Here is a 23371-nt window from a genome sequence, read left to right on the forward strand (position 1 = left end):
GCAAGCAATAATGCTTAGTGGCTGCAGCCACACCCACCGGTGCCGCAACCGCCGTTACCGTGATCATGGTCGTGATCATGGTCGTGGTCGTGATGATGACCGCCTTCGCCGTGAACGTGGCCATGAGCCAGCTCTTCCGCCGTAGCTTCACGAATCGCCATCACTTCAACGTTAAAGTTCAGGTTCTGACCCGCCAGCATATGGTTACCATCAACCACCACATGCTCATCTTCAACTTCAGTGATTTCTACTGGAACCGGACCCTGATCGGTCTCCGCCAGGAAACGCATGCCAACCTGCAGCTCGTCGACGCCCATGAACACGTCTTTAGGTACACGCTGCACCAGGTTGTCATCGTACTGGCCGTAAGCATCATTTGACGCGATATGCACATCAAACTTATCGCCAACCACGTGATCTTCCAGTGCTTTTTCCAGACCAGAAATCAGGGAGCCATGTCCGTGCAGATAGTCCAGCGGTGCGCTCACCGGAGACTCGTCAACCAATACACCGTCTTCTGTACGAACTTGATAGGCCAGGCTTACCACCAGGTCTTTTGCTACTTTCATGATATCTCCTAACCGTTGAGAACGTTGATCCTGCCTCATTGGTCTATTTTTGCGTGCAATAATACCAACCAGAGAGGTTCTTAATTGCGCCGATTGTAACGGAATTCAACCCTGCTGTACGCTTAAGCTTAAAAAAAGCTGGGGTATTACGCTACTCAGGATGAAAAATACCGATCACTTGCTCACTAGTGCGAACCTGATCGCGTACCTGCTTATCCGCTTCACGCATTTGATGGCCGCACTTTACACACTCAACGACATCAACATTGTTTTCGCGCCACAACGCGAGTGTATCTTTTTCCTGACAGTGCGGACAAACCGCACCGGCGATAAAACGTTTACGCATTCTGTTTTCCAAATTGGCTATTTTGCCGTCGGTGGCGAAGAGAGTTCGTATCACGCCAGCGCGCAAAAACCGGAGCGTACTGGGTACGTGAGGATTTTGAACACTGCCGTGACGCGAAATATCAAGCGAACCAGGCAAAATTACTCGAATTCGTCCCAGCCATCATACTGCCGCCGCTCATGCTGCATCTCAGTCTGGAAAATATCCTCCAGCTCGCGCCGGGCTTCTTTCACCCGCGAGATCTGCGCGCTGTCGCCATGATTCGGCATCAGCTCACGCAGCATGCGCATATCCAGACGGCGGAAGTGCTGCTGCGCACGATGCGCCTGATGTGGATGCATGCCGACGGTCATTAACGCTTTGCGACCCAGCTCCAGCGCACTGGAGAAGGTTTCACGGGAGAATTGCGTTACTCCCGCCTGCAACAGCTCATGTGCTTCCACACGTCCACGCGCCCGCGCCAGAATTTGCAGATGCGGGAAATGCTGCTGACACAGATGGACAATCGTCATCGCATCTTCCGGCGCATTACAGGTAATCACGATCGATTGCGCGCTTTCCGCACCGGCTGCCCGCAACAACTCCAGCTCGGTCGCATCCCCATAGTATACTTTATAGCCATACTTACGCATCAGACTTACGGCACTGATATCGCGTTCCAGTACAGTTATGCGTTTTTTGTTCGCCATCAGCAGGCGGCCAACTACCTGACCGAAACGACCAAAGCCCACCACGATCACCTGTGGTTTATCGTCTTCAACAAAAGGCTTCTCATCATGGTCATCCGTATCATTAAAGCGGCGGGTCAGAATCTTATCGATACCCTGCATCAGCAGTGGCGTGGTCATCATTGATAGCGTGACCGTCACCAGCAGCAGCGGCAGTTGATCGCCGCTAAACATTTTCGCCGACGACGCGGCAGAAAACAGCACAAAGGCAAACTCGCCGCCCTGACTAAGCACTCCGGCGAACTGCAGGCGTTCCGAACTGCGCAGGCCGTAGATGCGTGACAACACATACAGCACGGCGATTTTTACCGCCACCAGCGCTACAACACCGATCAGGATCTCAAGTATATGGGTGTAGAGCACCCCGAGATTTAACGCCATCCCCACTGAAATAAAGAACAGGCCGAGCAGTAAGCCTTTAAATGGCTCAATGGCGATCTCCAGTTCGTGGCGATACTCACTCTCCGCCAGCAGGATCCCGGCGATAAAGGTGCCAAGCGCCATCGATACGCCAAGCAGATCCATAAACAGCGCCGATCCCAGCACCAGCAGCAGCGCCGCAGCGGTAAACACCTCACGCACGCCGGAAGCGGCAATAAAGCGGAAAATCGGTCGCAGCAAAAAGCGTCCGCCAATCAGCATGCCGACAAATGCCAGCACCTTCATGCCGACCTTGATCCAGTCAATATGGCCGCTATCGCCGCCCGCCAGCAACGGCACCAGCGCCAGCGCCGGGATCACCGCGATATCCTGGAACAGCAGCACCGAGAAACCCAGCTGGCCGGATTCGTTACGGTTCATGCCCTTATCGCGCATCAGTTGCAGGGCCATCGCCGTTGACGACATCGCCAGGCCGATACCGCCAATCATCGCCGCCTGCCAGGAGTAATCGGTCAGCCACAGCAGACCACCCAGCACTGCGGCGCTGAAAATCACCTGCGCCGCACCGACGCCAAAAATCGAACGGCGCAACTGCCATAGCTTGGAGGGATTAAGCTCCAGGCCGATAATAAACATCAGGAACACCACGCCGAGTTCGGAGAAGTGCAGAATCTCCTCGACGTCGCTGATAAAACCTAATCCCCATGGACCGATAGCGATCCCGGCCAGCAAATAGCCGAGTACCGCGCCAATGCCGAGGCGGGCGGCGATCGGCACCGCGACCACCGCGGCAAACAGATAGAGTACGCCGGCTGTCAGAAGGGTTTGTCCTTCCATTTATAAACCTCCATGCGGTAACGGTGACGCCAGCCAGTCACTGTATGCCCGCGCATAATTTTTCATCACTTCTGGTGTCTGGCGACGCGCCCAGTAAATAATCATCGGCGTCATCCAGTGCATGCGGCACATCTGCGCTGTCAGCTCAAACGGACGCATAATTTCTGACATCGGATAGCGATTCAGCCCCTCCTGATGATAGGCGGCCTCTGGCTCACCGGTGGTTACCACGCTGCGCCAGTATTTGCCTTCCAGCACATTGCCATCCACGCCGCTGGCAAAACCGCGCGATAACACGCGATCCAGCCACTCTTTCAGCAGTGCCGGACAGCTATAGGTGTAGAGGGGATGCTGAAACACCACCACCTGATGTTCGCGCAGCAGTTGCTGTTCGTAATTCACATCAATAAAAAAGTCAGGATAGTGCGCGTAAAGATCGTGCACGGTGACATTGGCTAACTGCCCGGCCGGCTGCAACAAAACACGATTGGCGATCGAATCTTGTGATTCCGGGTGGGCATAAAGCAGCAAAACTTTAACGGGCTGCGACATCTATTCCCCTCCAGCCGTCGTCATAGTGCGTGTTTTCCGCTACCATGCACGACGCAACGGAATTGGTCATTCCGCAATTATGATTACGATGCAATAAATTAACATATTCTGACGATACGGCGCTTATGATTGTATTCTCCTCGTTACAAATTCGTCGCGGCATCCGCGTGCTGCTGGACAATGCTACTGCCACCATCAATCCGGGACAAAAAGTCGGGCTGGTGGGTAAAAACGGCTGCGGAAAATCCACCCTGCTGTCGCTGCTAAAGAACGAGATAAGCGCCGACGCGGGTAATTTCAGCTTTCCGGCTGGCTGGGCGCTGGCCTGGGTTAACCAGGAAACGCCAGCGCTTAATCTGCCGGCGATCGAGTATGTGATCGATGGCGATCGCGAATATCGTCAGCTGGAAGCTGAACTACAACACGCTAACGACATCAATGACGGCCATGCTATCGCCACCCTGCATGGCAAGCTTGATGCGATTCAGGCGTGGACCATTCAGTCACGCGCAGCCAGCCTGCTGCATGGTTTAGGTTTTAGCCAGGAGCAGCTGCAACGTCCGGTCAGCGATTTCTCCGGTGGCTGGCGTATGCGCCTGAATCTGGCGCAGGCGCTGCTGTGCCGCTCCGATCTGCTGCTGCTCGATGAACCGACCAACCACCTCGATCTCGACGCGGTAATCTGGCTGGAGCGCTGGCTGAAAGGCTATCCAGGCACCCTGATCCTGATTTCACACGACCGTGACTTCCTTGATCCGGTGGTGGATAAAATTCTGCATATCGAACAGCAAAGCCTGTACGAATACACCGGCAACTACAGCTCGTTTGAACGCCAGCGCGCCACCAAACTGGCGCAGCAGCAGTCGCTGTTTGAGCATCAGCAAGAGAAAGTGGCGCACTTACAGAGCTATATTGACCGTTTCCGCGCCCAGGCCACCAAGGCGAAACAGGCGCAGAGCCGCATCAAGATGCTGGAACGGATGGAGCTGATTGCCCCGGCGCATGTTGATAACCCCTTCACCTTCAGTTTCCGCGAACCGGAAAGCCTGCCTAATCCGCTGCTGAAGATGGAGAAGGTCAGCGCTGGCTATGGCGATCGGGTGATCCTGAACTCCATCAAGCTGAACCTGGTGCCGGGTTCGCGCATTGGCCTGCTGGGCCGCAACGGCGCAGGCAAATCGACGCTAATCAAAATGCTGGCCGGTGAACTGGCGCCGTTACAGGGTGATATCGGGCTGGCGAAAGGCATTAAGCTCGGCTACTTCGCCCAGCATCAGCTGGAATTCTTACGCGCAGATGAATCACCGCTGCAACACTTATCGCGCCTGGCGCCGAAAGTGCTGGAACAGCAGCTGCGTGACTATCTCGGCGGCTTCGGCTTCCGTGGCGATCAGGTAACGGAAATTACCGCGCGTTTCTCCGGTGGCGAAAAAGCGCGCCTGGTGCTGGCGCTGATTGTCTGGCAGCGCCCTAACCTGCTGCTGCTGGATGAACCAACTAACCACCTCGACCTTGATATGCGTCAGGCACTGACCGAAGCGCTGATCGACTTCGAAGGCGCACTGGTTGTCGTCTCGCATGACCGCCATCTGCTGCGTTCCACGACTGATGACCTCTATCTGGTGCATGACGGTAAGGTAGAAACCTTTGAAGGTGACCTCGAAGATTATCAGCAGTGGCTGAGCGATCTGCAAAAACAGCAAGCACAGCAGGATGCCGCGCCGAAGCTGGAGAATGGCAACAGCGCCCAGTCGCGTAAAGACCAGAAGCGACGCGAAGCGGAACTGCGCACCCAGACGCAGCCGCTGCGTAAACAGATTACCCAGCTGGAAAAGCAGATGGAGAAGCTGAACGCGCAACTGGCCGCCGCTGAAGAGAAGCTGGCCGACACAGCGATTTATGAGCAGAGCCGCAAAGCGGATTTAACCGCTGCGCTGCAGAGTCAGGCAGAGAGCAAATCGGCGCTGGAAGAGTGCGAAATGGCATGGCTGGATGCTCAGGAGCAGCTGGAGCAGATGCTGGCAGAGTAATCTGTTTAACGGGCGGCGAGAACGCCGCCCTCTGCTTCACCCCACGCGATAGTACGGCTTATCACCCAGAATCGTCGCACGATGCATAATCCGTCGCTGCGGCAGATAGTCGGCATTGGCATAATGCTGCGTCACCCGATTATCCCAGATTGCCACATCATCCTGCTGCCAGCGCCAGCGCACCTGAAACTCCGGTTTGGTGATATGCGCGAACAGGAATCCCAGCAGCGCATCACTCTCTTTCTGGCTTAAATCCACAATCCGCGTGGTAAAGCCTTCGTTAACAAACAGCGCCTGCTTGCCACTGACCGGATGGGTTCGCACCACCGGATGCAGCAGCGGCGGGTTACTGGCCACCGCTTTTCTCCAGCGCGCATGCTCCTCTTCGCTGCCGCGATGTTTAAACTCCTGGAACGATTTGGTGAAGTCATGCTCCGCCTGCAAACCGCTTAACAGGGTCTTAACCGGCGCCGACAGCGCCTGATACGCCGCAATGCCACTGGCCCATAACGTATCGCCACCGGTTTCCGGCAGATGTTTCGCCGCCAGAATCGCGCCCGCAGGCGGGGTTTCGATAAAGGTCACATCAGTATGCCAGTTATCGTTATCCGGCGGATTATTGTCATGAGTATCCAGCACAATAATCTCTTCGACACCGTCAGCATGCGGATAAACCGGATGAATATGCAGATCGCCAAAGCGCGCGGCCAGCGCCCGTTGCTGGTGTGGCGTTAATGGCTGATCGCGGAAAAACAGCACCTGATGGCGGATCAGCGCATGATAAAGTTGCTCAAACTGGCCATCGCTGAGTGGACGGCTCAGATTCAGATTTTCCACCAGCGCGCCAATATACGGCCCCAGTGCGGTAATAGTCAGACGTTCATTCATTGTGTCACTCCATGCCAGGGTGTCAGACGACGCTGTAATGCGCGCAGACCCAGTTCTAAAGTAAAAGCGATCACGGCGATCACCGCGATACCGGCCAGCACCACATCAGTGGCCAGAAACTCGCCTGCGGATTGCACCATAAAGCCCAGCCCGCGCGTGGCGGCAATCAGCTCGGCCGCCACCAGCGTCGACCAGCCAACGCCGAGGCCAATGCGCAATCCGGTGAGAATTTCCGGCAGCGCGCCCGGCAGCACCACATGCCACAGCACCTGCCAGCGGCTGGCGCCCAGCGATTGTGCAGCACGCAGTCGTACCTGTTGCGCGCTTTTTACCCCTGCCAGCGCCGACAGCGCCACCGGCGCAAAAATCGCCAGATAGATCAGTAAAATTTTCGAGGTTTCGCCGATGCCAAACCAGATCACCATCAGCGGCAGATAGGCCAGCGGCGGCACCGGACGATAGAGTTCAATCAGCGGGTCGAGAATGCCGCGCAGCGTGGCGTTCAGCCCCATGGCGATGCCCACCGGAATGCCAGTCAGCGCCGCCGCAAACAGCGCAATCAGAATACGCGTCAGGCTGGCGCCAAGATGCTGCCACAGAGTGGCATCCATAAAACCCTGCGCGCTGGCGATGGTCAGCAGCTGATGCAGCACCTGCTGCGGCGCGGGCAGAAACAGCGGGCTAATCAGCTTTAGCGCCGTCACGCTCCACCAGATAAACAGCAGCACCAGCAAAGTAATCATGCTTAGCGTCAGCTGATGCGAAAACGGCCAGCGTCTGCGCGATCGGCGGGTGGCGAGCTTGTCATTAATCAGTGAACTCATCAGAACACCTCACGCTGCTGAAACACCCGGCTGAGCACATATTCGCGCCGGGCGATAAACTCAGGATCGGACTTAATCGCCCGACAGGATTCGCCTGCCGCATAGCGACGACCAAAATCGAGCGACAGACGTTCGATAATGCGTCCCGGCCCCGGTGATAGCAGCACCAGTTCGCTGGCGAGAAACACCGCTTCTTCAATATCATGGGTAATCAGCAGCACCTGCTTGCCGCTATCGCGCCACAGTGTCAGCAGCAACTCCTGCATCTGTTCACGGGTAAAAGCATCCAGTGCGCCAAACGGCTCATCAAGCAGCAGCAGTTGCGGATCGGCAGCCAGCGCACGCGCAATCCCTACCCGCTGACGCATACCGCCGGAAAGCTGCCAGATAAAGCGTTTCTCCGCCCCTTCCAGCCCGACTTTCTTCAGCATGCGCTGCGCAATGGCGCGCCGCTGGCGTTTCGCGACGCCCGCCAGTTGCAGACCAAACGCCACGTTATCCAGCACATTACGCCATGGCAGCAGGCCTTCATGCTGGAACACCACACCACGTTCTGCCCCCGGGCCGCTAATCGGCTGACCATCCAGCGTGATACTGCCGGATTCCGCCGGTAAAAAACCGGCGATCAGATTCAGCAGCGTGGTTTTGCCACAGCCGGATGGGCCCAGCACCACCAGCAGCTCACCGGAATCAATCGACAAATTGATATCCTGTAACGCCAGCCGGCCATCATAACGGGCATGCAAATCAGAGACGGATAACACGGGCGCGCCTTACTGTTCAGCCAGTGGTTTGACAAAGCGATCGGTGACGTAATCACGATAATCGCTGGCCACCTGCGGTACTTTGCCCTGCTCTTTTAAAAACTGCGCAGTATCAAGAATCGCTTTATCCACCGGCTGCGCCAGCTGACTAACCTGCCGGGCAGCGGTCAGATAGGTATTGCCTTTCACCAGCCCCGGCACCTGCTCATTGGGCACCCCGCTCAGACGCGACAGCTTGTTGAGATTATCTGGCTGCTTCAGCCACTGTTCCGGGTTATCCAGATAGGCTTTCTGTGCCGCCAGCGCGCTGCGGGCAAAAGCGGTGACCACTTCAGGATGTTGCTGCGCGAAATCTTTGCGTACCACCCAGACGTCGAGCGTTGGCGCGCCCCATTCTCCCACCTGCGCCGAATCGGTCAGCACATGGCCCTCTTTCTCCAGTTCGTTCACTGCCGGCGCCCAGACATAGGCGCCATCGATATCACCCCGCTGCCAGGCGGCGGTAATCGCCGGAGGTTGCAGGTTCAGAATCTGCACCTGACCGGGTTTGATCCCCCAGTGTTTCAGCGCCGCCAGCAGGCTGTAATGCGTGGTGGAGATAAAAGGCACCGCAATGCGTTTACCAATCAGATCCTGCGGTTTGGTAATGCCTTTTTTCACCACCAGCGCTTCGGAATTACCCAGCTGGGAGGCCAGCAGGAACACCTCAATCGGCACCTGCTGACTGGCGGCTACCGCCAGCGGGCTGGAGCCGATATTGCCAATCTGCACATCGCCAGACGCCAGCGCGCGTACCACGCTGGAGCCGCTATCGAATTTACGCCAGTCAACGTTTGCCCCGCTCTCTCTGGCAAAGGTATTATCAGCCTGCGCAACTTTCGCCGGTTCAGCCGATGTCTGATAAGCGATAGTGACATCAACGGCCTGCGCATTCAGCGCTGCCAGTGACAAGGCTGCCGCAACCCATGATAAACGCCATTTTCTTCCCGCCATGTTGCACTCCGCTTATTGTGATTATCTGCTAACTGTCAGCCATTTTTAACCGACAGTGGGCAAGGCTAAAAGTAATTAAAAATTATTTTTAATCACAAAATCGCATTAGAAGCTTTTCTGCTTTGTATATGTGTCAGGCGAAAAAAAGAGACACGTAAATAATTTGCAAAATCTCAGGCGTTATCTGGCCGCTTGTGGTACTGCTAGTTGCTTCAGCGCGGTAATTATTTCAGGGTATAAGGTCTGGCATGTCGATTGATAAAGTTGCCCGTCTCGCCGGGGTTTCCACCGCTACCGTTTCACGCGTGTTAAATCAGCATCCCGGCGTTAAACCCGAAACCCGTGAGAAAGTGCTTTCCGCCATTGCCTTCTGTAACTACCAGCCCAATTTGCTGGCGCGCCAGCTACGTACTTCACAGAGCCGCATGCTGCTGGTGCTGGTTCCCGGTATTACTAATCCATTCTGTTCGCTGGTGGTGCGCGGCATTGAAGAAGAGGCCGAACTGCACGGCTATCATATTTTGCTGTGCAACTCTGAGTCGCGCCTGACGCGGGAGTCCGCTTATCTCGCTTTGCTAAGCGGTAAAGTAGTAGACGGGGTAATTACCATGGATGCGATTAGCTGTCTGCCCGGTTTAACCGCGCTGATTGGCGATTCGCCGTGGGTACAGTGCGCCGAGGGCGACCCGGCTTATAACGGCTCATCCGTCACCATCGATAATCGCGCGGCGGCCACCGCAGTAGTGCACCATCTGGCGGCAAAAGGGCGCCGCCGCATTGCGCTGATCAATACTGATATGCGCTATCTGTACTCCCACCAGCGTGAAGCAGGATATCGCCAGACGCTGGAAGCGCTGGGGTTGAACTGGTGCCATGTCGAATATGTGGATGAAGTGGACTATAACGCTGGCTGTGCGGCGATGACGCGCATGCTGCAACTGCCCCAGCCGCCAGATGCTATCTTTGCCGTATCCGATGTGCTGGCCGGGGGCGCGCTGCACTCTGCCCGTCGGGCCGGTTTAGTGGTGCCGCAGGATCTGGCGGTGATGGGTTTCGATGGCGTGCCCTTCAGCGCCGTGACCTCGCCGCCGCTGACCACCATTGAACAGCCGATGCATCAGCTGGGGGTGCGCAGTGTGCAGCTGCTGCTGGCGCGCATAAAAAACCACCGCGTGGCGGTGGTTCATGAAGTACTGGACTGGAAGCTGGTGGAACGCGGTTCCGCCTGAGTTAATGCCAGATCAACAGCACGCAGGCGGCGGTCAGAATCCCCATTGAGATATTAAATATCGCCCAGGCGCGGCGGCTGCGCAGAATGCGGCCAATCAGGGTGCCGAAACCCAGCCAGATCACCCCGGAGATAATATTTACCGACACAATGCCAATACTGATGGCCATCACCGAGCTGCGGTAAGCGTCACCCGCCAGGCTAAAGCTGGCGACAGCGCCCAGCGCCATCAGCCACGCCTTCGGGTTAATCAGCTGCAACAGCCCCCCCTGCCAGAACGGCATCGGCGCCGCCGGGCCATCGCCGGTTTCCAGCTTTTCGTAGCTTGCGGTGCCGATTTTCCACGCCAGCCATAACAGATAAAGGCTACCGGCGATTTTCAGGATAAGATGCAGAGAAGGATAGAGCAGCAGCAAACCACCGACGCCAAACGCCACCAGCAGCAGCATCGCCTGCATACCAAGCATAATGCCAATCATCAGCGGCAGGGAACGCAGGAAACCGAAATTGGCGCCCGAGGCGGTAAGTAACATATTATTAGGGCCTGGGGTAATCGCGGCGACCCACAAAAAACCCAGCATCGACAGAAAAAGACTCAGTTCCATGAAACGGGCGCTCCTCACCCCAGACAATAACAAACGCATCGAAGCTAACAGTGTGATATGGATCGTACAAGCCCTCTGAAGATAAATATTCCTCCCGGCGATAATGATGCCTTTGTGCCCATGCCAGGCATGCGCAACCCGCATCTGCAGACCCTGTTGCCGCGCCTGATTCGGCGACGAATTATCCTGCAACCACACTGGCAACGGCTGGAGTTGCCCGATGGCGATTTTGTCGATCTGGCATGGAGTGAAGATCCGGCGCAGGCGCAGGATAAACCACGCGTGGTGCTGTTTCATGGTCTGGAAGGCAGTTTTCACAGTCCGTATGCCCATGGTCTGTTGCAGGCATGGAAAGATCGTGGCTGGCTCGGCGTAGTGATGCATTTTCGCGGCTGTAGCGGCGAACCTAACCGTCTGCGCCGTATCTATCACTCCGGTGAAACCAGCGATGCCAGCTACTTTCTGCAATGGCTGCGCGATAGCTGGGGCAAAGTTCCCACCGCTGCAGCTGGCATCTCGCTGGGTGGCAATATGCTGGCCTGCCTGCTGGGTGAACAGGGCGAAAGCTGCCTGCTGGATGCGGCAGTGGTGGTATCGGCGCCACTGATGCTGGAACCTTGTAGCATCCGGCTGGAGCAGGGCTTCTCGCGGGTTTATCAGCGCTATCTGCTTAATCTGCTCAAGCAGAACGCCGAACGTAAGCTGCTGCGCTGGCCAGGTACCCTGCCGGTGGATCTGTCGCAACTCAGGGCGTTAAGAAAACTGCGTGATTTCGATAATGCAATTACCGCGCGCGCCCATGGTTTTAGCGACGCCACTGACTACTACCGGCGCTGTAGCGCACTGCCGCTGCTGCCCGCAGTGCGCAAACCGCTGTTAATTATCCATGCCCAGGACGATCCTTTTATGACCGGCGAAGTGATCCCCGATCTCGCCACACTACCTGCTAATATTGAGTATCAACTGACGGAAAACGGCGGCCACGTCGGCTTTGTCGCCGGAACCCTGCGCAAACCCGAAATGTGGCTGGAGCAACGTATTCCGCAATGGCTCTCTTACTATCTGGATAACTAAGCTGTGATTATTCCCTGGCAACAACTGACGCCCGAGGCGCTGGAAAATCTGATTGAATCCTTTGTGCTGCGTGAAGGCACTGACTACGGCGAGCAGGAACGTTCACTGGCCGGGAAAGTGGAAGATGTGCGCCGCCAGCTGAAAAGCGGTGAAATTGTGCTGGTATGGTCCGAACTGCATGAAACAGTCAATATTATGCCCCGCACCCGGATACGCGAATAAGCCGCCTGATGAGCACCAGATGACTTTACGGTGCAAATCATGTTAACAATGCACATCGCCCGCATCTTCACAGGGAGCTAACTATGTCAGCCAGGCATCCGGTTATTGCCGTTACGGGGTCGAGTGGAGCAGGCACCACCACCACCAGCCTCGCCTTCCGTAAAATTTTCCAGCAGTTAAATTTGCATGCCGCCGAACTTGAAGGTGACAGCTTTCACCGTTATACCCGGCCAGAAATGGATATGGCGATTCGTAAAGCACGTGATTTAGGACGCCATATCAGCTACTTCGGACCGGAGGCCAATGACTTCGGCCTGCTGGAGCAGACTTTTATCGAGTACGGAGTGAACGGCAGCGGCAAATCACGTAAATATCTGCACACCTACGATGAAGCGGTGCCGTGGAACCAGGTGCCAGGCACCTTTACGCCATGGCAGCCGCTACCGGAACCGACCGATATCCTGTTTTATGAAGGACTGCATGGCGGTGTTGTCACCCAACAGCATAATGTCGCCGAGAAGGTGGATCTGCTGGTTGGCGTGGTGCCGATAGTTAACCTGGAATGGATTCAGAAACTGGTGCGTGATACCAGCGAGCGCGGCCATTCGCGTGAAGCGGTAATGGATTCCGTGGTGCGTTCAATGGAAGACTATATCAACTTTATTACCCCCCAGTTTTCCCGCACGCATATCAACTTCCAGCGCGTACCAACGGTGGACACCTCCAATCCGTTTGCCGCACGCGATATTCCGTCGCTGGATGAGAGTTTTGTGGTGATTCATTTCCGCGGACTGGAAGATATCGACTTCCCCTATCTGCTGGCGATGCTACAGGGATCCTTTATCTCGCATATTAATACTCTGGTTGTTCCGGGTGGAAAAATGGGCCTGGCGATGGAATTAATTATGGCGCCGCTGGTAAAAAGGCTGATGGAAGGTAAAAAAATCGAGTAACTTATTCTGCTATGGGGTGGAGCATTTCTGCCTCAACAGGATTGATATAATATGCGAGAAATATAATAAATCCCAATCTGTGAAATCGATCGATTAATTTTTATATTATCATCTTTAATTTATAAAAACCCGCAGATATACTCCTGCAAAATGATGCAGTAAAACATAATGACAGGATGTTATTTATGGAAACCGCTACCGGAAAGCCACCTGCCGCCACGGCGCTGATGTTACCTGCTTTTATTTATCAAACCCAACGCAAAATGGATGATACTGACGCCGCCGATATGCGCTGTGGCGATCTTTCACAGAATTGCCTGCAACATCATTTTGCTTTAAGAGATATCTCCACCCGGGTTAATCCCTTTACTTACCCGGATCGCCAGCACAGCGCACGTCTGCTATTCGATGAGTTCCGCTCTCTTTCTGATACGTTTTCGCGCGTGGGTGAATATAAGTCAATTATGCGTAAGATGATTGACCATATGCAAAGCAATACTGGCGATCAATTTAGCGATCCACTTCTTGATAAAGCGCTGGCTGAACATAGTTCGATGGAGAGTAGCCAACAAGCTATTCGCGAAGCGATAGTAAAAATAATGAATAACAAAAGCAGTAGCTCTCATGCTCAGCAAATTGAAACATTTAAATCTACGATTGGGGAATCCTGGTTACCCAGATTTAACAACGCTAAAGATCGTATCAATGGACTAGGTATTAGCGTACATGATACATGGGCCACGCATATCACGCTTAAGTCACTTAATATTTCCGGAAATCGTTACAGAGCAGAGATCCATTACCGCGTACAGGATCATTTTGGTCTTGATGATGACGATATTAAGGACTGGTTCTATCGACAGTTTCGCATTTTCCGTATCTGGTTTACTCTGCAACGTTGGGAGGGGTATGGCTTTTGCCCCTTTATCACCGAAATGAATGCAACTAAGATTCTTGAAGGTAACGGGTTTGACAAAATATAAATTACTATTAATAGCCATCATTATAATTTTCTCTGGGTTCGGTGTGAAATTATTACTACCCACAAAGATAGTTGATGTTCATTATTTGGAAGGTTATAAAAAAAGATACTATATAATAGTCGAGAACTTTCCAATAACTGACAGCGGGAAAAAAAATTGGTGGAAAAATAACAAAAACACACTAGCGGAAAAATATGGCATTCCAGTTGGCAAAGAAGATTTTGATATTACTTTCTGGATATCCGAATACCAAGATGGTAGTTACCGCAGCAGAGGCAACGGCGATCTAATCTGCTTTGATGATATGAAAGTAAAGGCCAACTGTATTGATAAAGAAAACAGGCCACTACAAATAAGCTACTACTACAATCAGCACAAAACCATGTTTCATTATAATCAAGAAAACATCCTTCACTATGAAAACGATCAAACCGGGGAAAGCTATAAACTCAGATTCTGAGAGTGAAAATAGTTATTTAAAAAATTATTATCACCCAATATCAATCCAGTTAAACCCACGCTAAGGAGCAAGGATGAATAGCGATATCTATATGAAAATTCAGGGTATTGAGGGAGAATCGCAGGATGCGAACCATAAAGGCTGGATCACCATCAGTTCATTTGAGTGGAGCGCGAACCAGCCAGTGAATAGCCAGGGCGGCACGATTGGACGCGTGGAGTATCAGGACCTGCATGTGCAAACCATGGTGGATAAGGCGACACCCGCCATTATGCGCTATATGTCAAACGGCAAGCCGATTGAGAAAGTTGAAATCTCCACTTGCCACGCCAATGACGGACAGGTTGAGTATCTGCGTATCACTCTGCAGGATGTGTTAATCACTTCAGCTTACTACCATGGCAGCGGACATGGCTCTAAAGTTGCGATAAGTTATAAATTCCGGGCCGGAAAAGTAGGGCAACAATACTGGGAGATGACAGCCAGCGGCGCCAGAGGCACGGAATCCGCTTCCGGTTGGGATATCAAAAAACAGTGCGATATATAAAACAGAACAGGACCCGGTCAGGGTCCTGTTAGCGACGCAGAGAACTAGAGTGCAATCACTTCGTAACTATGGGTGATTTCCACCCCTTTACCCAGCATAATCGCCACCGAGCAGTATTTCTCTGCCGACAGATCAACCGCACGCGCTACCGCTTTGTCACTCAGCGCTTTGCCACTGACAATAAAATGCAGGTTGATATGGGTAAAAATTCGCGGCGCTTCTTCACGACGTTCAGAAGTCAGTTTAACCTCACAGTCAGTCACATCGTTGCGCCCTTTTTGCAGGATAGAAACCACATCAATCGCGCTGCATCCTCCCGCCGACATTAACACCATCTCCATTGGACTTGGCGCTTTATCACCCGCATTACCGTCCATCAGCACCTGATGACCAGATGCGGATTCTCCTAAAAATGTCAGCCCTTCTACCCACTTCACTCGTGCCTGCATAACATTATCCCCTAATTCATTCAGTTAGCTTCAGAGTACGCCGGAAGCGAAAAAACGGCAACGAGAGCGATGCACGTCATGCTGAAACGAGACAACAGGAGACACTTGTTGAAAGCTGTGCTACAAACAAAGCTGTAATATTTTCGTCGGCATTTGTCTGCACGACGAAAGCGGGACGACATTATGAGCTAAGCTCTGAACAGAAGCCCGGACAACTTTCCTGATGGGAAAACGCTTGAATATTTCAACGCCTGCAGGGAACGAATCCCCCTGTTATTAGGGCACGATTACAACAGAGGATAAAAGCGAATGGTTCTCGGCAAACCGCAAACAGACCCTACTCTCGAATGGTTCCTGTCACATTGCCATATTCACAAATATCCATCCAAAAGTACGCTGATTCACCAAGGTGAAAAAGCAGAAACGCTCTACTACATCGTTAAAGGCGCTGTAGCTGTGCTGATCAAGGATGAAGAAGGCAAAGAGATGATCCTCTCCTATCTTAACCAGGGAGATTTCATCGGCGAGCTTGGCCTGTTTGAAGAAGGTCAGGAGCGTAGTGCCTGGGTTCGGGCAAAAACCGCCTGCGAAGTGGCTGAAATTTCTTATAAAAAATTCCGTCAGCTGATTCAGGTTAACCCGGATATTTTGATGCGTCTCTCTTCTCAGATGGCTCGCCGTCTGCAGGTGACGTCAGAGAAAGTGGGCAATTTAGCTTTCCTTGATGTGACGGGCCGCATTGCCCAGACTCTGCTTAATCTGGCGAAACAGCCAGATGCGATGACTCACCCTGACGGGATGCAAATCAAAATCACCCGTCAGGAGATTGGCCAGATCGTTGGCTGTTCACGTGAAACCGTTGGCCGTATCTTAAAAATGCTGGAAGATCAGAATCTGATTTCGGCACACGGCAAAACCATCGTCGTGTATGGCACACGTTAAATCAAACTGAACTCACGGCGTGATGCACTCGCGATCGCGCCGTTTTTTTATGTTGTGATCACCTGATGTGGCGGAGAATTATCTATCACCCGGAAGTCAACTACGCACTGCGGCAAACGCTGGTGCTGTGTTTACCTGTGGCGATCGGTCTGCTGCTCGGAGGCTTACAACAGGGTCTGTTGTTCTCGTTAGTTCCCGCCTGTTGCAATATCGCCGGTCTGGATACGCCCCATAAACGCTTTTTCAAACGGCTGATTATTGGCGGCGGCCTGTTTGCCCTTAGCAGCTTTCTGATCCAGTGGATGACGCAACACAGCATTCCACTGCCAGCAATTCTGTTTACCATGGCGATGCTGCTCGGTTTCCTTGGTGAAATCAGCCCGTTGCACGCCCGCCTGCTGCCCGCTTCATTAATTGCCGGGATTTTCACCCTTAGCCTGATCGGCCATATGCCCATCTGGCAACCGCCGTTGCTGTATATCCTCGGCACCATCTGGTATGGCGCATTCAACTGGTTGTGGTTCTGGCTGTGGAAAGAGCAACCGATGCGTGAGTCCCTTAGCTTGCTGTATCGCGAACTGGCGGATTACTGCGACGCTAAATACAGCATGCTGACTAAACTGACCGATCCGGAAAAAGCGCTGCCGCCGCTGCTGGCGCGTCAGCAGAAAGCCGTCGATCTGATTACCAACTGCTATCAGCAGATGCATATGCTGTCAGCGAACCGTGACAACCACCATAAGCGCCTGACGCGCGCCTTTCAGGTCGCGCTGGACCTGCAGGAACATATTGCGGTCAGCCTGCATCAGCCAGAAGAGGTGCAGAAACTGGTGGAGCAGAGCCATGCCGAAGCGGTTATCCGCTGGAACGCGCAGGTCATTGCCGCGCGGCTGCGGCAGCTGGCCGATGATATTCTTTACCATAAGCTGCCCGAACGCTTCTCCATGGATAAGCAGTTGCAGGCGCTGGAGAAGATCGCGCGCCAGCACAGCGAAAATCCGGTGGGCAACTTCTGCTATTACCATTTCAGTCGCATTGCGCGCGTGCTACGCACCCAGCGGCCACTCTATCAACGCGATCTGATGGCGGATCGCCAGCGTCGTCTGCCGGTCATTCCGGCGCTGAAAAGCTATCTGTCGCTGAAGTCATCGGCGCTGCGCACTGCGGCGCGCTTTGCGGTAATGCTGATGTTTGGCAGCTCAATGGCACTGTTTTTTAATATTCCTAAACCCTACTGGATCCTGATGACAATTATGTTTGTCAGCCAGAATGGTTACAGCGCCACGCGGGTACGTATCCAGCACCGTGCGCTGGGCACGCTGGCGGGACTGGTTATTGCAGCGGCCACGCTACGCTTTAATGTGGCGGAAGGCTGGGTATTGCTGGCGATGCTGGGGATTACGCTGGTGAGCTATCTGTTTATCCGCAAATATTATGGCTGGGCCACCATTGGTTTTACCGTCACTGCGGTGTACTCGCTGCAATTGCTGACCCTTGCCGGTTCGCAATTCCTGTTGCCGCGTCTGCTGGATACCATCATGGGCTGTCTGATCGCCTTTGGCGGTATGGTCTGGCTGTGGCCGCAGTGGCAGAGCGGCTTAATGCGCCGCAACGCCCACGATGCGCTCGGCACCTATCAGGATGCCCTGCAAATGTTACTGGGCAGCGAACAGAGCGCCGATAAACTGGCTTACCAGCGGATGCGGGTCAATCAGGCGCATAATGCGCTGTTTAACTCGCTTAATCAGGCGATGCAGGAACCTGGCTTTAACGACCGTTACCTGTCGGATATGAAATTATGGGTGACGCACAGCCAGTTTATTGTCGAGCATATCAACGCCATGACCATTCTGGCGCGTGAACATACTATGCTGACGCCTGCGCTGGCCGAGCGCTATCTGCAATCCTGCGAGATTGCGTTGCAACGCTGTCAGCAACGGCTGGAGTATGACGGTCCGGGATCGGATAGCAATATTCTGGAAGCGCCGGAGAATGCCGAACAGGGGCCGACGACGATCATGGAACGTCATGTGAAACGTATACTCGGCCATCTGGGGGTGATGCATACCATCTCATCGCTGGCGTGGAGCCAGCGGCCACAACATGGGCAGTGGCTGGTAAGGAAATTGCGCAAATCTTAACGAGCGGCGATTACGCCGCCCTTCAGTCAATTACTTAGCTAACACCTTCTCCACCGCCAGCGCAAAACGCGCCATCCCTTCGGTGATATCGGTCGGCTCAATCACCAGTGATGGCGCAAAACGAATTACGTCCGTACCGGCATTCAGGATCATCACCCCTTCTGCCGCCGCAGCATTGAGAATATCGCGCGCTTTACCGGTATGCTGCGGCTTCAGCTCGGCGCCAATCAGCAGACCTTTACCACGGATATCGCTAAACAGATCCAGCTTCGCGTCGATAGCTTTTAACGCCGCAACAAACTGCTGACGACGGGTTTCCACGCCACTCAGCACTTCATCGCTATTAATAATATCCAGCGCAGTTTCGGCAATCGCACAGGCTAATGGATTACCGCCGTAGGTGGTGCCATGTACGCCAGGCGCCATCACCGCGGCAATTTCGTTGGTGGTCAGCATCGCACTTACCGGGAAACCGCCCCCCAGCGCTTTGGCGGTGGTCAGAATATCCGGCGCTATACCATAGTGCTCATAGGCGAACAGTTTACCGCTGCGCCCCATCCCGCTCTGCACTTCATCGAATACCAGCAGGGCTTGATGCTGGTCACAGAGTTCACGCAGTCCCTGAATAAATTCAGGGGTAGCGGGCATCACGCCGCCTTCGCCCTGAATCGGCTCCACAACAATGGCGCAGGTGTGATCATCAATCACCGCTTTTACCGCCGCCAGATCGTTAAACGGTACATGCACGATATCCGCTGGTTTCGGGCCAAAGCCATCAGAATATTTTGGTTGTCCACCGACAGAAACGGTAAACAGCGTGCGGCCATGGAAAGCGTTATGGAAAGCGATAATCTTGCTTTTATACGGGCTGTGACGACTGGCGGCGTAGTAACGCGCCAGCTTAAATGCGGCTTCGTTAGCTTCAGCACCGGAGTTGCCAAAGAACACGCGATCGGCAAAAGTGGCGGCAATCAGCTTGCTGGCCAGTCGCAGCGCCGGCTCGTTAGTAAAGACGTTACTGGTGTGCCACAGCGTTTCACCCTGGCTTTTCAACGTTTCGACCAGCGCCGGATGACAGTGACCCAGTGCGGTTACCGCGATACCACCGGAGAAATCGATATATTCTTTACCCTGCTGATCCCACACGCGGCTGCCCTTGCCTTTCACCGGCACAAACTGCGCTGGTGCATAAACAGGCAAAATAACCTCATCAAATGTTGCGCGTGTAACCGTCATCTTTTCCGCTGCCATTCACTACCTCGTCTGATTCTACGTTATGGATACGTGAAATAATAATCACAAAATATGCATAAAAAATCACGTAAAGGCAAACGTAAACTTACTGTTTCAGGAAATTATCGAGCAGCTGATGCCCCTGTTCACTGAGAATGCTTTCCGGATGAAACTGCACGCCTTCCAGCGGCAGGGTCTTGTGGCGCAAGCCCATAATCTCATCAGGCTGCTGATCGCGCAGGCTCCAGGCGGTCACTTCAAAACAATCCGGCAACGATTGTTGCTCAACAATCAGTGAATGATAGCGCGTCACCGTCAGCGGATGATTTAAACCACTAAACACCCCGCGATCATGATGCTCAATCGCCGAAGTCTTGCCATGCATTACCTGACGCGCCCGGACCACCCGCGCGCCAAACGCCTGCGCAATGGCCTGGTGGCCAAGACAGACGCCGAGAATCGGCAGTTTGCCGGCAAAATGGCGGATAGCCGCTAAAGAGATACCTGATTCATCAGGAGTACAGGGACCCGGAGAGATCACCAGATGCGCAGGCTGCAAAGCCGCAATCTCGTCCAGCGTAATCTGGTCATTACGACGAACACAGACCTCACTGCCCAGTTCGCAGAAGTATTGGTAAAGATTCCAGGTAAAGGAATCGTAGTTATCGATCAGCAGCAGCATTCTGGTTCCGGGTTAAATAGCGAAATTAACACGCGGCCATTCTAGCATCTTACTCTGGTGTGCTGACCACTTTGCCGAAGATATCGCTTAAACCCCGCAGATCGCCACTTACGCCATCACGATTGGCTTTCAGCCAGCTATCACGGTCAGCATATTGCCACTGAATCAGATAACCCGCATGCAGCGCCAGTTGCTCGAAGAACAGCCGCTGTGCGCGTCCGTTACCATCACGGAACGGATGCAGCATGTTGATTTCACAATAGTAATGCGCCAGACGGGCAATAAATTGATCGTACGGCAGATCCGCCAGATTATTTTCCGCCTCCAGCGCCGCCATCAGAGCATTGCCCTCTTTCTCGATATATTCAAAATGGCAGAACGGCGTGTCATCCATATAGATATCGATATGACGCAACTCACCGGCCCAGTCATAGAGATCCTGAAACAGCGTGCGATGCAGGGCGCGCAGATGGGGAAAACCGAAGCCTGCCGCGCCCAGCTCAATGGTCGCCGCACGCAGCGCGCTTAGCTCCAGTTCGGCCTGTTGCAGCCGGTGCGCTTCGCGGATCTGCAGGCGATTTTTCAGCACTCTGATATCCTGCCAGAAGTAGGGATCGCGTTCGGACATGGCGTTAGCGCTCATAATGCCTCCTCAGCGTTTTCAGGCGTTCTGCTGCTTCGGCCGGAGAGAGCGTGACCGTTTCAATCTCGTAGCCTTCCAGCCGATTGCTGGCCTGAAAATTGGCATTGTGATACTGCAGCCACAATGCCGCCTTCTGTTTTTCGGTCAGTTTCTGATTCACAGGGCCTCCGTTACCGCCAGGGTCTCCCCTTAGTATAGAAGGCCGAAAGCAAACCGCCGCGAAGCTGCGGCGGTGGAGGTATTAAGGCAGGACTTTAGCGGAGAGGATCACCACCGGCGTAGTCGGCACATTCTGGTATGGACCCACGTTGTCGGTTTTCACCTGCGAAATTTTATCGGCAACATCCATCCCTTTAACAACTTTACCGAATACCGCGTAACCGAAATCACGCTGACCGTGATCGAGGAAGGCGTTATCCGCGATGTTAATAAAGAACTGGCTGGTGGCACTGTCTTTCTCTGCGGTACGCGCCATGGCAATTGAGCCGCGTACGTTACGTAAGCCGTTGTCAGCTTCGTTCTTAATCGGCGGATTTACCGACTTCTGCTGTAAATCAGCAGTGAAACCGCCGCCCTGCAACATAAAACCAGGGATCACGCGATGGAAAGTGGTGTTGTTGTAGAAACCATTATTGACGTAATCAACAAAGTTTTTCACCGAAATCGGGGCTTTTTGGTTATCAAGTTCGAGTTCAATATTGCCAGCCGAAGTGGTTAACAGCACATGTGTATCGCCTTTTGCGGCAAATGCCGAGGCCGAAAGAGTGGACAGCGCGAGAACTGTCGCAATTGCTGTCAGAGTACGTTTCAACATGAAAGATTCCTTACTGGGGGCCACAAGCTCAAAAATCGATATTGATTGTAAAGAGGCTGTTATATAAGAGCCAGCGTTTTACCTATATTTACTTAGCCCACAGAGTCAATAAGACAAGTTGTAACCACCGCTATTAGTGATGTTCATCACGTTTTTAGTGCAATCGGTTGCGCATATTTCAATATATGTTTAAACGGATCACATATAACTTTACAATTCCGGTGTCTCCCTGGGCTAACGGGCTACAGGATCCATCGACTCACAGGTCTCCATAATGACAAATCGTAATCGACTCTTGCTTACCTGGATTAGCTTTTTTTCCTATGCATTGACTGGCGCACTGGTGATTGTCACCGGGATGGTAATGGGCAATATCGCAGAGTATTTCCAGCTGCCGGTATCGCAGATGAGCAACACCTTTACCTTCCTGAATGCCGGTATTCTGATCGCTATTTTCCTTAATGCCTGGCTGATGGAGATCGTACCGCTGAAACGCCAGCTGATCTTCGGCTTTGTGTTGATGATCCTCGCCGTTGCAGGCCTGATGACCAGCCATAACCTGAGCATCTTCTCGCTGTGCATGTTTGTTCTGGGCGTGGTCAGCGGTATCACCATGTCGATCGGCACTTTCCTGATCACCCATCTGTATGAAGGACGTCAGCGCGGCTCACGCCTGCTGTTTACCGACTCCTTCTTCAGCATGGCGGGCACCATTTTCCCGATTATTGCCGGGGTCTTGCTGGCGCGTCATTTGCCATGGTACTGGGTGTATGCCTGCATCGGTCTGATCTATGTGGCGATTTTTGCCCTGACGCTGATCACTGATTTCCCGGCGCTGGGTAAACAGGCGCACAGCGACAAGCCAGTGGCGAAAGAAAAATGGGGCGTCGGCGTGCTGTTCCTGTCGGTTGCGGCGCTCTGCTATATCCTGGGTCAGCTGGGCTTTATCTCCTGGGTGCCGGAATACGCCACCAAAACCATGGGCATGGATATCGTCAGCGCCGGTCAGCTGGTTGGTAACTTCTGGACGGCCTATATGGTGGGCATGTGGGTGTTTAGCTTTGTGCTGCGCTTCTTCGATCTGCAACGCATTCTGCTGGTGCTGGCGGGTCTGGCGACCCTGCTGATGTACTGGTTTGTCAGCAGTAACGATGCGTCAATGCTGAAGTGGATCATTATGATTCTGGGCTTTAGCTCCAGCGCGATTTACACCACCATTATTACGCTCGGTTCACTGCAGACCAAAGTGTCCTCACCGAAGCTGGTGAACTTTATCCTGACCTGCGGCACCGTCGGCACCATGCTGACCTTTGTGGTTACCGGCCCGATTGTGGCTGAGGGCGGCGCACATGCGGCGCTGGCTACCTCAAACGGCCTGTATGCGGTGGTATTTGTGATGTGTCTGCTGCTGGGCTTTGTAACGAAGCATCGCAGTCACGGGCATGTTACACATTAACCACGACAAGGGCGGCGATAACGCCGC

The 23371-nt window shown here is 53.5% G+C and carries 26 protein-coding genes; 11 read left to right on the plus strand and 15 right to left on the minus strand.

Features of this window, described 5'->3' with window-relative positions; translation table 11 throughout:
- Nucleotides 1-14 precede the first annotated feature (14 nt).
- The 4 genes from slyD to kefG all read right to left on the minus strand — a co-directional run bounded on the left by slyD (nucleotide 15) and on the right by kefG (nucleotide 3413).
- Nucleotides 15-569 carry a peptidylprolyl isomerase gene (gene slyD, locus J2125_RS09130; protein WP_017803030.1) on the minus strand — a complete coding sequence of 185 codons (555 nt, stop codon included), beginning with the start codon at nucleotides 567-569 and terminating at the stop codon, nucleotides 15-17.
- 151 nt (nucleotides 570-720) lie between these two features.
- Nucleotides 721-915 carry a YheV family putative zinc ribbon protein gene (locus J2125_RS09135; protein ID WP_017803029.1) on the minus strand — a complete coding sequence of 65 codons (195 nt, stop codon included), beginning with the start codon at nucleotides 913-915 and terminating at the stop codon, nucleotides 721-723.
- A 140-nt stretch (nucleotides 916-1055) separates the two neighbouring features.
- Nucleotides 1056-2861: a glutathione-regulated potassium-efflux system protein KefB gene (gene kefB / locus J2125_RS09140; protein ID WP_017803028.1), complete on the minus strand. Its 1806-nt coding sequence runs from the start codon at nucleotides 2859-2861 to the stop codon at nucleotides 1056-1058.
- On the minus strand, nucleotides 2862-3413 hold the full coding sequence (kefG, locus tag J2125_RS09145; protein WP_017803027.1) for a glutathione-regulated potassium-efflux system ancillary protein KefG: 552 nt from the start codon (nucleotides 3411-3413) through the stop codon (nucleotides 2862-2864).
- A 125-nt stretch (nucleotides 3414-3538) separates the two neighbouring features.
- Between kefG and J2125_RS09150 the strand changes: the two genes are divergently transcribed.
- Nucleotides 3539-5443 carry an ABC transporter ATP-binding protein gene (locus tag J2125_RS09150; protein WP_017803026.1) on the plus strand — a complete coding sequence of 635 codons (1905 nt, stop codon included), beginning with the start codon at nucleotides 3539-3541 and terminating at the stop codon, nucleotides 5441-5443.
- Between the two features lie 36 nt (nucleotides 5444-5479).
- Here the strand turns inward: J2125_RS09150 and tauD are convergent, their stop codons facing one another.
- From tauD to tauA, 4 genes are read right to left on the minus strand one after another with little or no spacing between them, the layout of a single operon-like run.
- Nucleotides 5480-6331, minus strand: a complete 852-nt coding sequence (tauD, locus tag J2125_RS09155) for a taurine dioxygenase (protein WP_017803025.1) — start codon at nucleotides 6329-6331, stop codon at nucleotides 5480-5482.
- Entirely contained in the window at nucleotides 6328-7155 is an 828-nt protein-coding gene (gene tauC, locus J2125_RS09160) for a taurine ABC transporter permease TauC (RefSeq protein WP_017803024.1), read from the minus strand. Before tauC ends, tauD begins: the two co-directional genes overlap by 4 nt.
- Nucleotides 7155-7919 carry a taurine ABC transporter ATP-binding subunit gene (tauB, locus tag J2125_RS09165; RefSeq protein WP_017803023.1) on the minus strand — a complete coding sequence of 255 codons (765 nt, stop codon included), beginning with the start codon at nucleotides 7917-7919 and terminating at the stop codon, nucleotides 7155-7157. Before tauB ends, tauC begins: the two co-directional genes overlap by 1 nt.
- A 9-nt stretch (nucleotides 7920-7928) precedes the next feature.
- A complete protein-coding gene (gene tauA / locus J2125_RS09170; RefSeq protein ID WP_017803022.1) occupies nucleotides 7929-8912 on the minus strand; it encodes a taurine ABC transporter substrate-binding protein in 984 nt (327 codons plus the stop codon).
- A 248-nt stretch (nucleotides 8913-9160) separates the two neighbouring features.
- Between tauA and J2125_RS09175 the strand changes: the two genes are divergently transcribed.
- Nucleotides 9161-10141 carry a LacI family DNA-binding transcriptional regulator gene (locus tag J2125_RS09175; RefSeq protein ID WP_017803021.1) on the plus strand — a complete coding sequence of 327 codons (981 nt, stop codon included), beginning with the start codon at nucleotides 9161-9163 and terminating at the stop codon, nucleotides 10139-10141.
- Nucleotide 10142: 1 nt separating this feature from the next.
- Here J2125_RS09175 and J2125_RS09180 read toward each other — a convergent pair whose 3' ends face one another.
- Entirely contained in the window at nucleotides 10143-10745 is a 603-nt protein-coding gene (locus J2125_RS09180; RefSeq protein ID WP_017803020.1) for a LysE family translocator, read from the minus strand.
- Between the two features lie 129 nt (nucleotides 10746-10874).
- On the opposite strand from J2125_RS09180, the gene J2125_RS09185 reads away from it, so the two are divergent.
- From J2125_RS09185 to J2125_RS09210, 6 genes are all read left to right on the plus strand, one after another.
- A complete protein-coding gene (locus J2125_RS09185) occupies nucleotides 10875-11819 on the plus strand; it encodes a hydrolase (RefSeq protein WP_017803019.1) in 945 nt (314 codons plus the stop codon).
- Between the two features lie 3 nt (nucleotides 11820-11822).
- On the plus strand, nucleotides 11823-12041 hold the full coding sequence (locus tag J2125_RS09190; protein ID WP_017803018.1) for a YheU family protein: 219 nt from the start codon (nucleotides 11823-11825) through the stop codon (nucleotides 12039-12041).
- Nucleotides 12042-12124: 83 nt separating this feature from the next.
- Nucleotides 12125-12994, plus strand: a complete 870-nt coding sequence (locus J2125_RS09195; protein ID WP_017803017.1) for a phosphoribulokinase — start codon at nucleotides 12125-12127, stop codon at nucleotides 12992-12994.
- A gap of 185 nt (nucleotides 12995-13179) precedes the next feature.
- A complete protein-coding gene (locus J2125_RS09200) occupies nucleotides 13180-13977 on the plus strand; it encodes a DUF3289 family protein (protein ID WP_017803016.1) in 798 nt (265 codons plus the stop codon).
- Complete coding sequence (locus J2125_RS09205; protein WP_083865665.1) at nucleotides 13934-14437, plus strand: DUF943 family protein; 504 nt, start codon at nucleotides 13934-13936, stop codon at nucleotides 14435-14437. Before J2125_RS09200 ends, J2125_RS09205 begins: the two co-directional genes overlap by 44 nt.
- A gap of 73 nt (nucleotides 14438-14510) precedes the next feature.
- Nucleotides 14511-14984 carry an Hcp family type VI secretion system effector gene (locus J2125_RS09210; protein WP_017803014.1) on the plus strand — a complete coding sequence of 158 codons (474 nt, stop codon included), beginning with the start codon at nucleotides 14511-14513 and terminating at the stop codon, nucleotides 14982-14984.
- Between the two features lie 44 nt (nucleotides 14985-15028).
- Here J2125_RS09210 and J2125_RS09215 read toward each other — a convergent pair whose 3' ends face one another.
- Nucleotides 15029-15433 (minus strand): OsmC family protein, encoded by a 405-nt coding sequence (locus tag J2125_RS09215; RefSeq protein ID WP_026111969.1) that lies wholly within the window; start codon nucleotides 15431-15433, stop codon nucleotides 15029-15031.
- Nucleotides 15434-15742: 309 nt separating this feature from the next.
- Here J2125_RS09215 and crp point away from each other — a divergent pair, with 309 nt between their 5' ends.
- Both crp and J2125_RS09225 read left to right on the plus strand, forming a co-directional pair.
- Nucleotides 15743-16375, plus strand: a complete 633-nt coding sequence (crp, locus tag J2125_RS09220; RefSeq protein WP_017803012.1) for a cAMP-activated global transcriptional regulator CRP — start codon at nucleotides 15743-15745, stop codon at nucleotides 16373-16375.
- A 65-nt stretch (nucleotides 16376-16440) separates the two neighbouring features.
- Entirely contained in the window at nucleotides 16441-18516 is a 2076-nt protein-coding gene (locus tag J2125_RS09225; protein ID WP_017803011.1) for a YccS/YhfK family putative transporter, read from the plus strand.
- Between the two features lie 30 nt (nucleotides 18517-18546).
- On the opposite strand, the gene argD is transcribed toward J2125_RS09225, so the two are convergent.
- The 5 genes from argD to ppiA form a co-directional block, all read right to left on the minus strand.
- Nucleotides 18547-19767 carry a bifunctional acetylornithine/succinyldiaminopimelate transaminase gene (gene argD, locus J2125_RS09230; RefSeq protein WP_017803010.1) on the minus strand — a complete coding sequence of 407 codons (1221 nt, stop codon included), beginning with the start codon at nucleotides 19765-19767 and terminating at the stop codon, nucleotides 18547-18549.
- Between the two features lie 88 nt (nucleotides 19768-19855).
- Nucleotides 19856-20431 (minus strand): aminodeoxychorismate synthase component II, encoded by a 576-nt coding sequence (locus tag J2125_RS09235; RefSeq protein ID WP_017803009.1) that lies wholly within the window; start codon nucleotides 20429-20431, stop codon nucleotides 19856-19858.
- A gap of 49 nt (nucleotides 20432-20480) precedes the next feature.
- Nucleotides 20481-21074 (minus strand): putative adenosine monophosphate-protein transferase Fic, encoded by a 594-nt coding sequence (locus J2125_RS09240; RefSeq protein WP_017803008.1) that lies wholly within the window; start codon nucleotides 21072-21074, stop codon nucleotides 20481-20483.
- Nucleotides 21064-21234: a YhfG family protein gene (locus J2125_RS09245; RefSeq protein ID WP_017803007.1), complete on the minus strand. Its 171-nt coding sequence runs from the start codon at nucleotides 21232-21234 to the stop codon at nucleotides 21064-21066. The genes J2125_RS09240 and J2125_RS09245 overlap by 11 nt, the downstream gene beginning before the upstream one ends.
- Nucleotides 21235-21315: 81 nt before the next feature.
- Nucleotides 21316-21888, minus strand: a complete 573-nt coding sequence (ppiA, locus tag J2125_RS09250) for a peptidylprolyl isomerase A (protein WP_017803006.1) — start codon at nucleotides 21886-21888, stop codon at nucleotides 21316-21318.
- A gap of 274 nt (nucleotides 21889-22162) precedes the next feature.
- Between ppiA and tsgA the strand changes: the two genes are divergently transcribed.
- Nucleotides 22163-23344 carry an MFS transporter TsgA gene (gene tsgA, locus J2125_RS09255; RefSeq protein ID WP_017803005.1) on the plus strand — a complete coding sequence of 394 codons (1182 nt, stop codon included), beginning with the start codon at nucleotides 22163-22165 and terminating at the stop codon, nucleotides 23342-23344.
- Nucleotides 23345-23371 lie beyond the last annotated feature (27 nt).

Origin of the sequence: Winslowiella toletana (assembly GCF_017875465.1) — a bacterium.
GTDB classification, from domain to species: Bacteria; Pseudomonadota; Gammaproteobacteria; order Enterobacterales; family Enterobacteriaceae; genus Erwinia; species Erwinia toletana.

Bases quoted from the DNA above. Each gene is read 5' to 3' on its own strand.
- J2125_RS09175 (WP_017803021.1), top strand. From the start codon at position 9,161: ATGTCGATTGATAAAGTTGCCCGTCTCGCCGGGGTTTCCACCGCTACC.
- J2125_RS09225 (WP_017803011.1), top strand. From the start codon at position 16,441: ATGTGGCGGAGAATTATCTATCACCCGGAAGTCAACTACGCACTGCGG.
- J2125_RS09195 (WP_017803017.1), top strand. From the start codon at position 12,125: ATGTCAGCCAGGCATCCGGTTATTGCCGTTACGGGGTCGAGTGGAGCA.
- J2125_RS09235 (WP_017803009.1), bottom strand. From the start codon at position 20,431: ATGCTGCTGCTGATCGATAACTACGATTCCTTTACCTGGAATCTTTAC.
- tauD (WP_017803025.1), bottom strand. From the start codon at position 6,331: ATGAATGAACGTCTGACTATTACCGCACTGGGGCCGTATATTGGCGCG.
- J2125_RS09150 (WP_017803026.1), top strand. From the start codon at position 3,539: ATGATTGTATTCTCCTCGTTACAAATTCGTCGCGGCATCCGCGTGCTG.
- J2125_RS09240 (WP_017803008.1), bottom strand. From the start codon at position 21,074: ATGAGCGCTAACGCCATGTCCGAACGCGATCCCTACTTCTGGCAGGAT.
- crp (WP_017803012.1), top strand. From the start codon at position 15,743: ATGGTTCTCGGCAAACCGCAAACAGACCCTACTCTCGAATGGTTCCTG.
- J2125_RS09210 (WP_017803014.1), top strand. From the start codon at position 14,511: ATGAATAGCGATATCTATATGAAAATTCAGGGTATTGAGGGAGAATCG.
- J2125_RS09215 (WP_026111969.1), bottom strand. From the start codon at position 15,433: ATGCAGGCACGAGTGAAGTGGGTAGAAGGGCTGACATTTTTAGGAGAA.
- slyD (WP_017803030.1), bottom strand. From the start codon at position 569: ATGAAAGTAGCAAAAGACCTGGTGGTAAGCCTGGCCTATCAAGTTCGT.
- kefB (WP_017803028.1), bottom strand. From the start codon at position 2,861: ATGGAAGGACAAACCCTTCTGACAGCCGGCGTACTCTATCTGTTTGCC.
- J2125_RS09135 (WP_017803029.1), bottom strand. From the start codon at position 915: ATGCGTAAACGTTTTATCGCCGGTGCGGTTTGTCCGCACTGTCAGGAA.
- tauC (WP_017803024.1), bottom strand. From the start codon at position 7,155: ATGAGTTCACTGATTAATGACAAGCTCGCCACCCGCCGATCGCGCAGA.
- J2125_RS09185 (WP_017803019.1), top strand. From the start codon at position 10,875: ATGCGCAACCCGCATCTGCAGACCCTGTTGCCGCGCCTGATTCGGCGA.
- argD (WP_017803010.1), bottom strand. From the start codon at position 19,767: ATGGCAGCGGAAAAGATGACGGTTACACGCGCAACATTTGATGAGGTT.
- J2125_RS09205 (WP_083865665.1), top strand. From the start codon at position 13,934: ATGCAACTAAGATTCTTGAAGGTAACGGGTTTGACAAAATATAAATTA.
- ppiA (WP_017803006.1), bottom strand. From the start codon at position 21,888: ATGTTGAAACGTACTCTGACAGCAATTGCGACAGTTCTCGCGCTGTCC.
- kefG (WP_017803027.1), bottom strand. From the start codon at position 3,413: ATGTCGCAGCCCGTTAAAGTTTTGCTGCTTTATGCCCACCCGGAATCA.
- J2125_RS09180 (WP_017803020.1), bottom strand. From the start codon at position 10,745: ATGGAACTGAGTCTTTTTCTGTCGATGCTGGGTTTTTTGTGGGTCGCC.
- tsgA (WP_017803005.1), top strand. From the start codon at position 22,163: ATGACAAATCGTAATCGACTCTTGCTTACCTGGATTAGCTTTTTTTCC.
- J2125_RS09200 (WP_017803016.1), top strand. From the start codon at position 13,180: ATGGAAACCGCTACCGGAAAGCCACCTGCCGCCACGGCGCTGATGTTA.
- tauA (WP_017803022.1), bottom strand. From the start codon at position 8,912: ATGGCGGGAAGAAAATGGCGTTTATCATGGGTTGCGGCAGCCTTGTCA.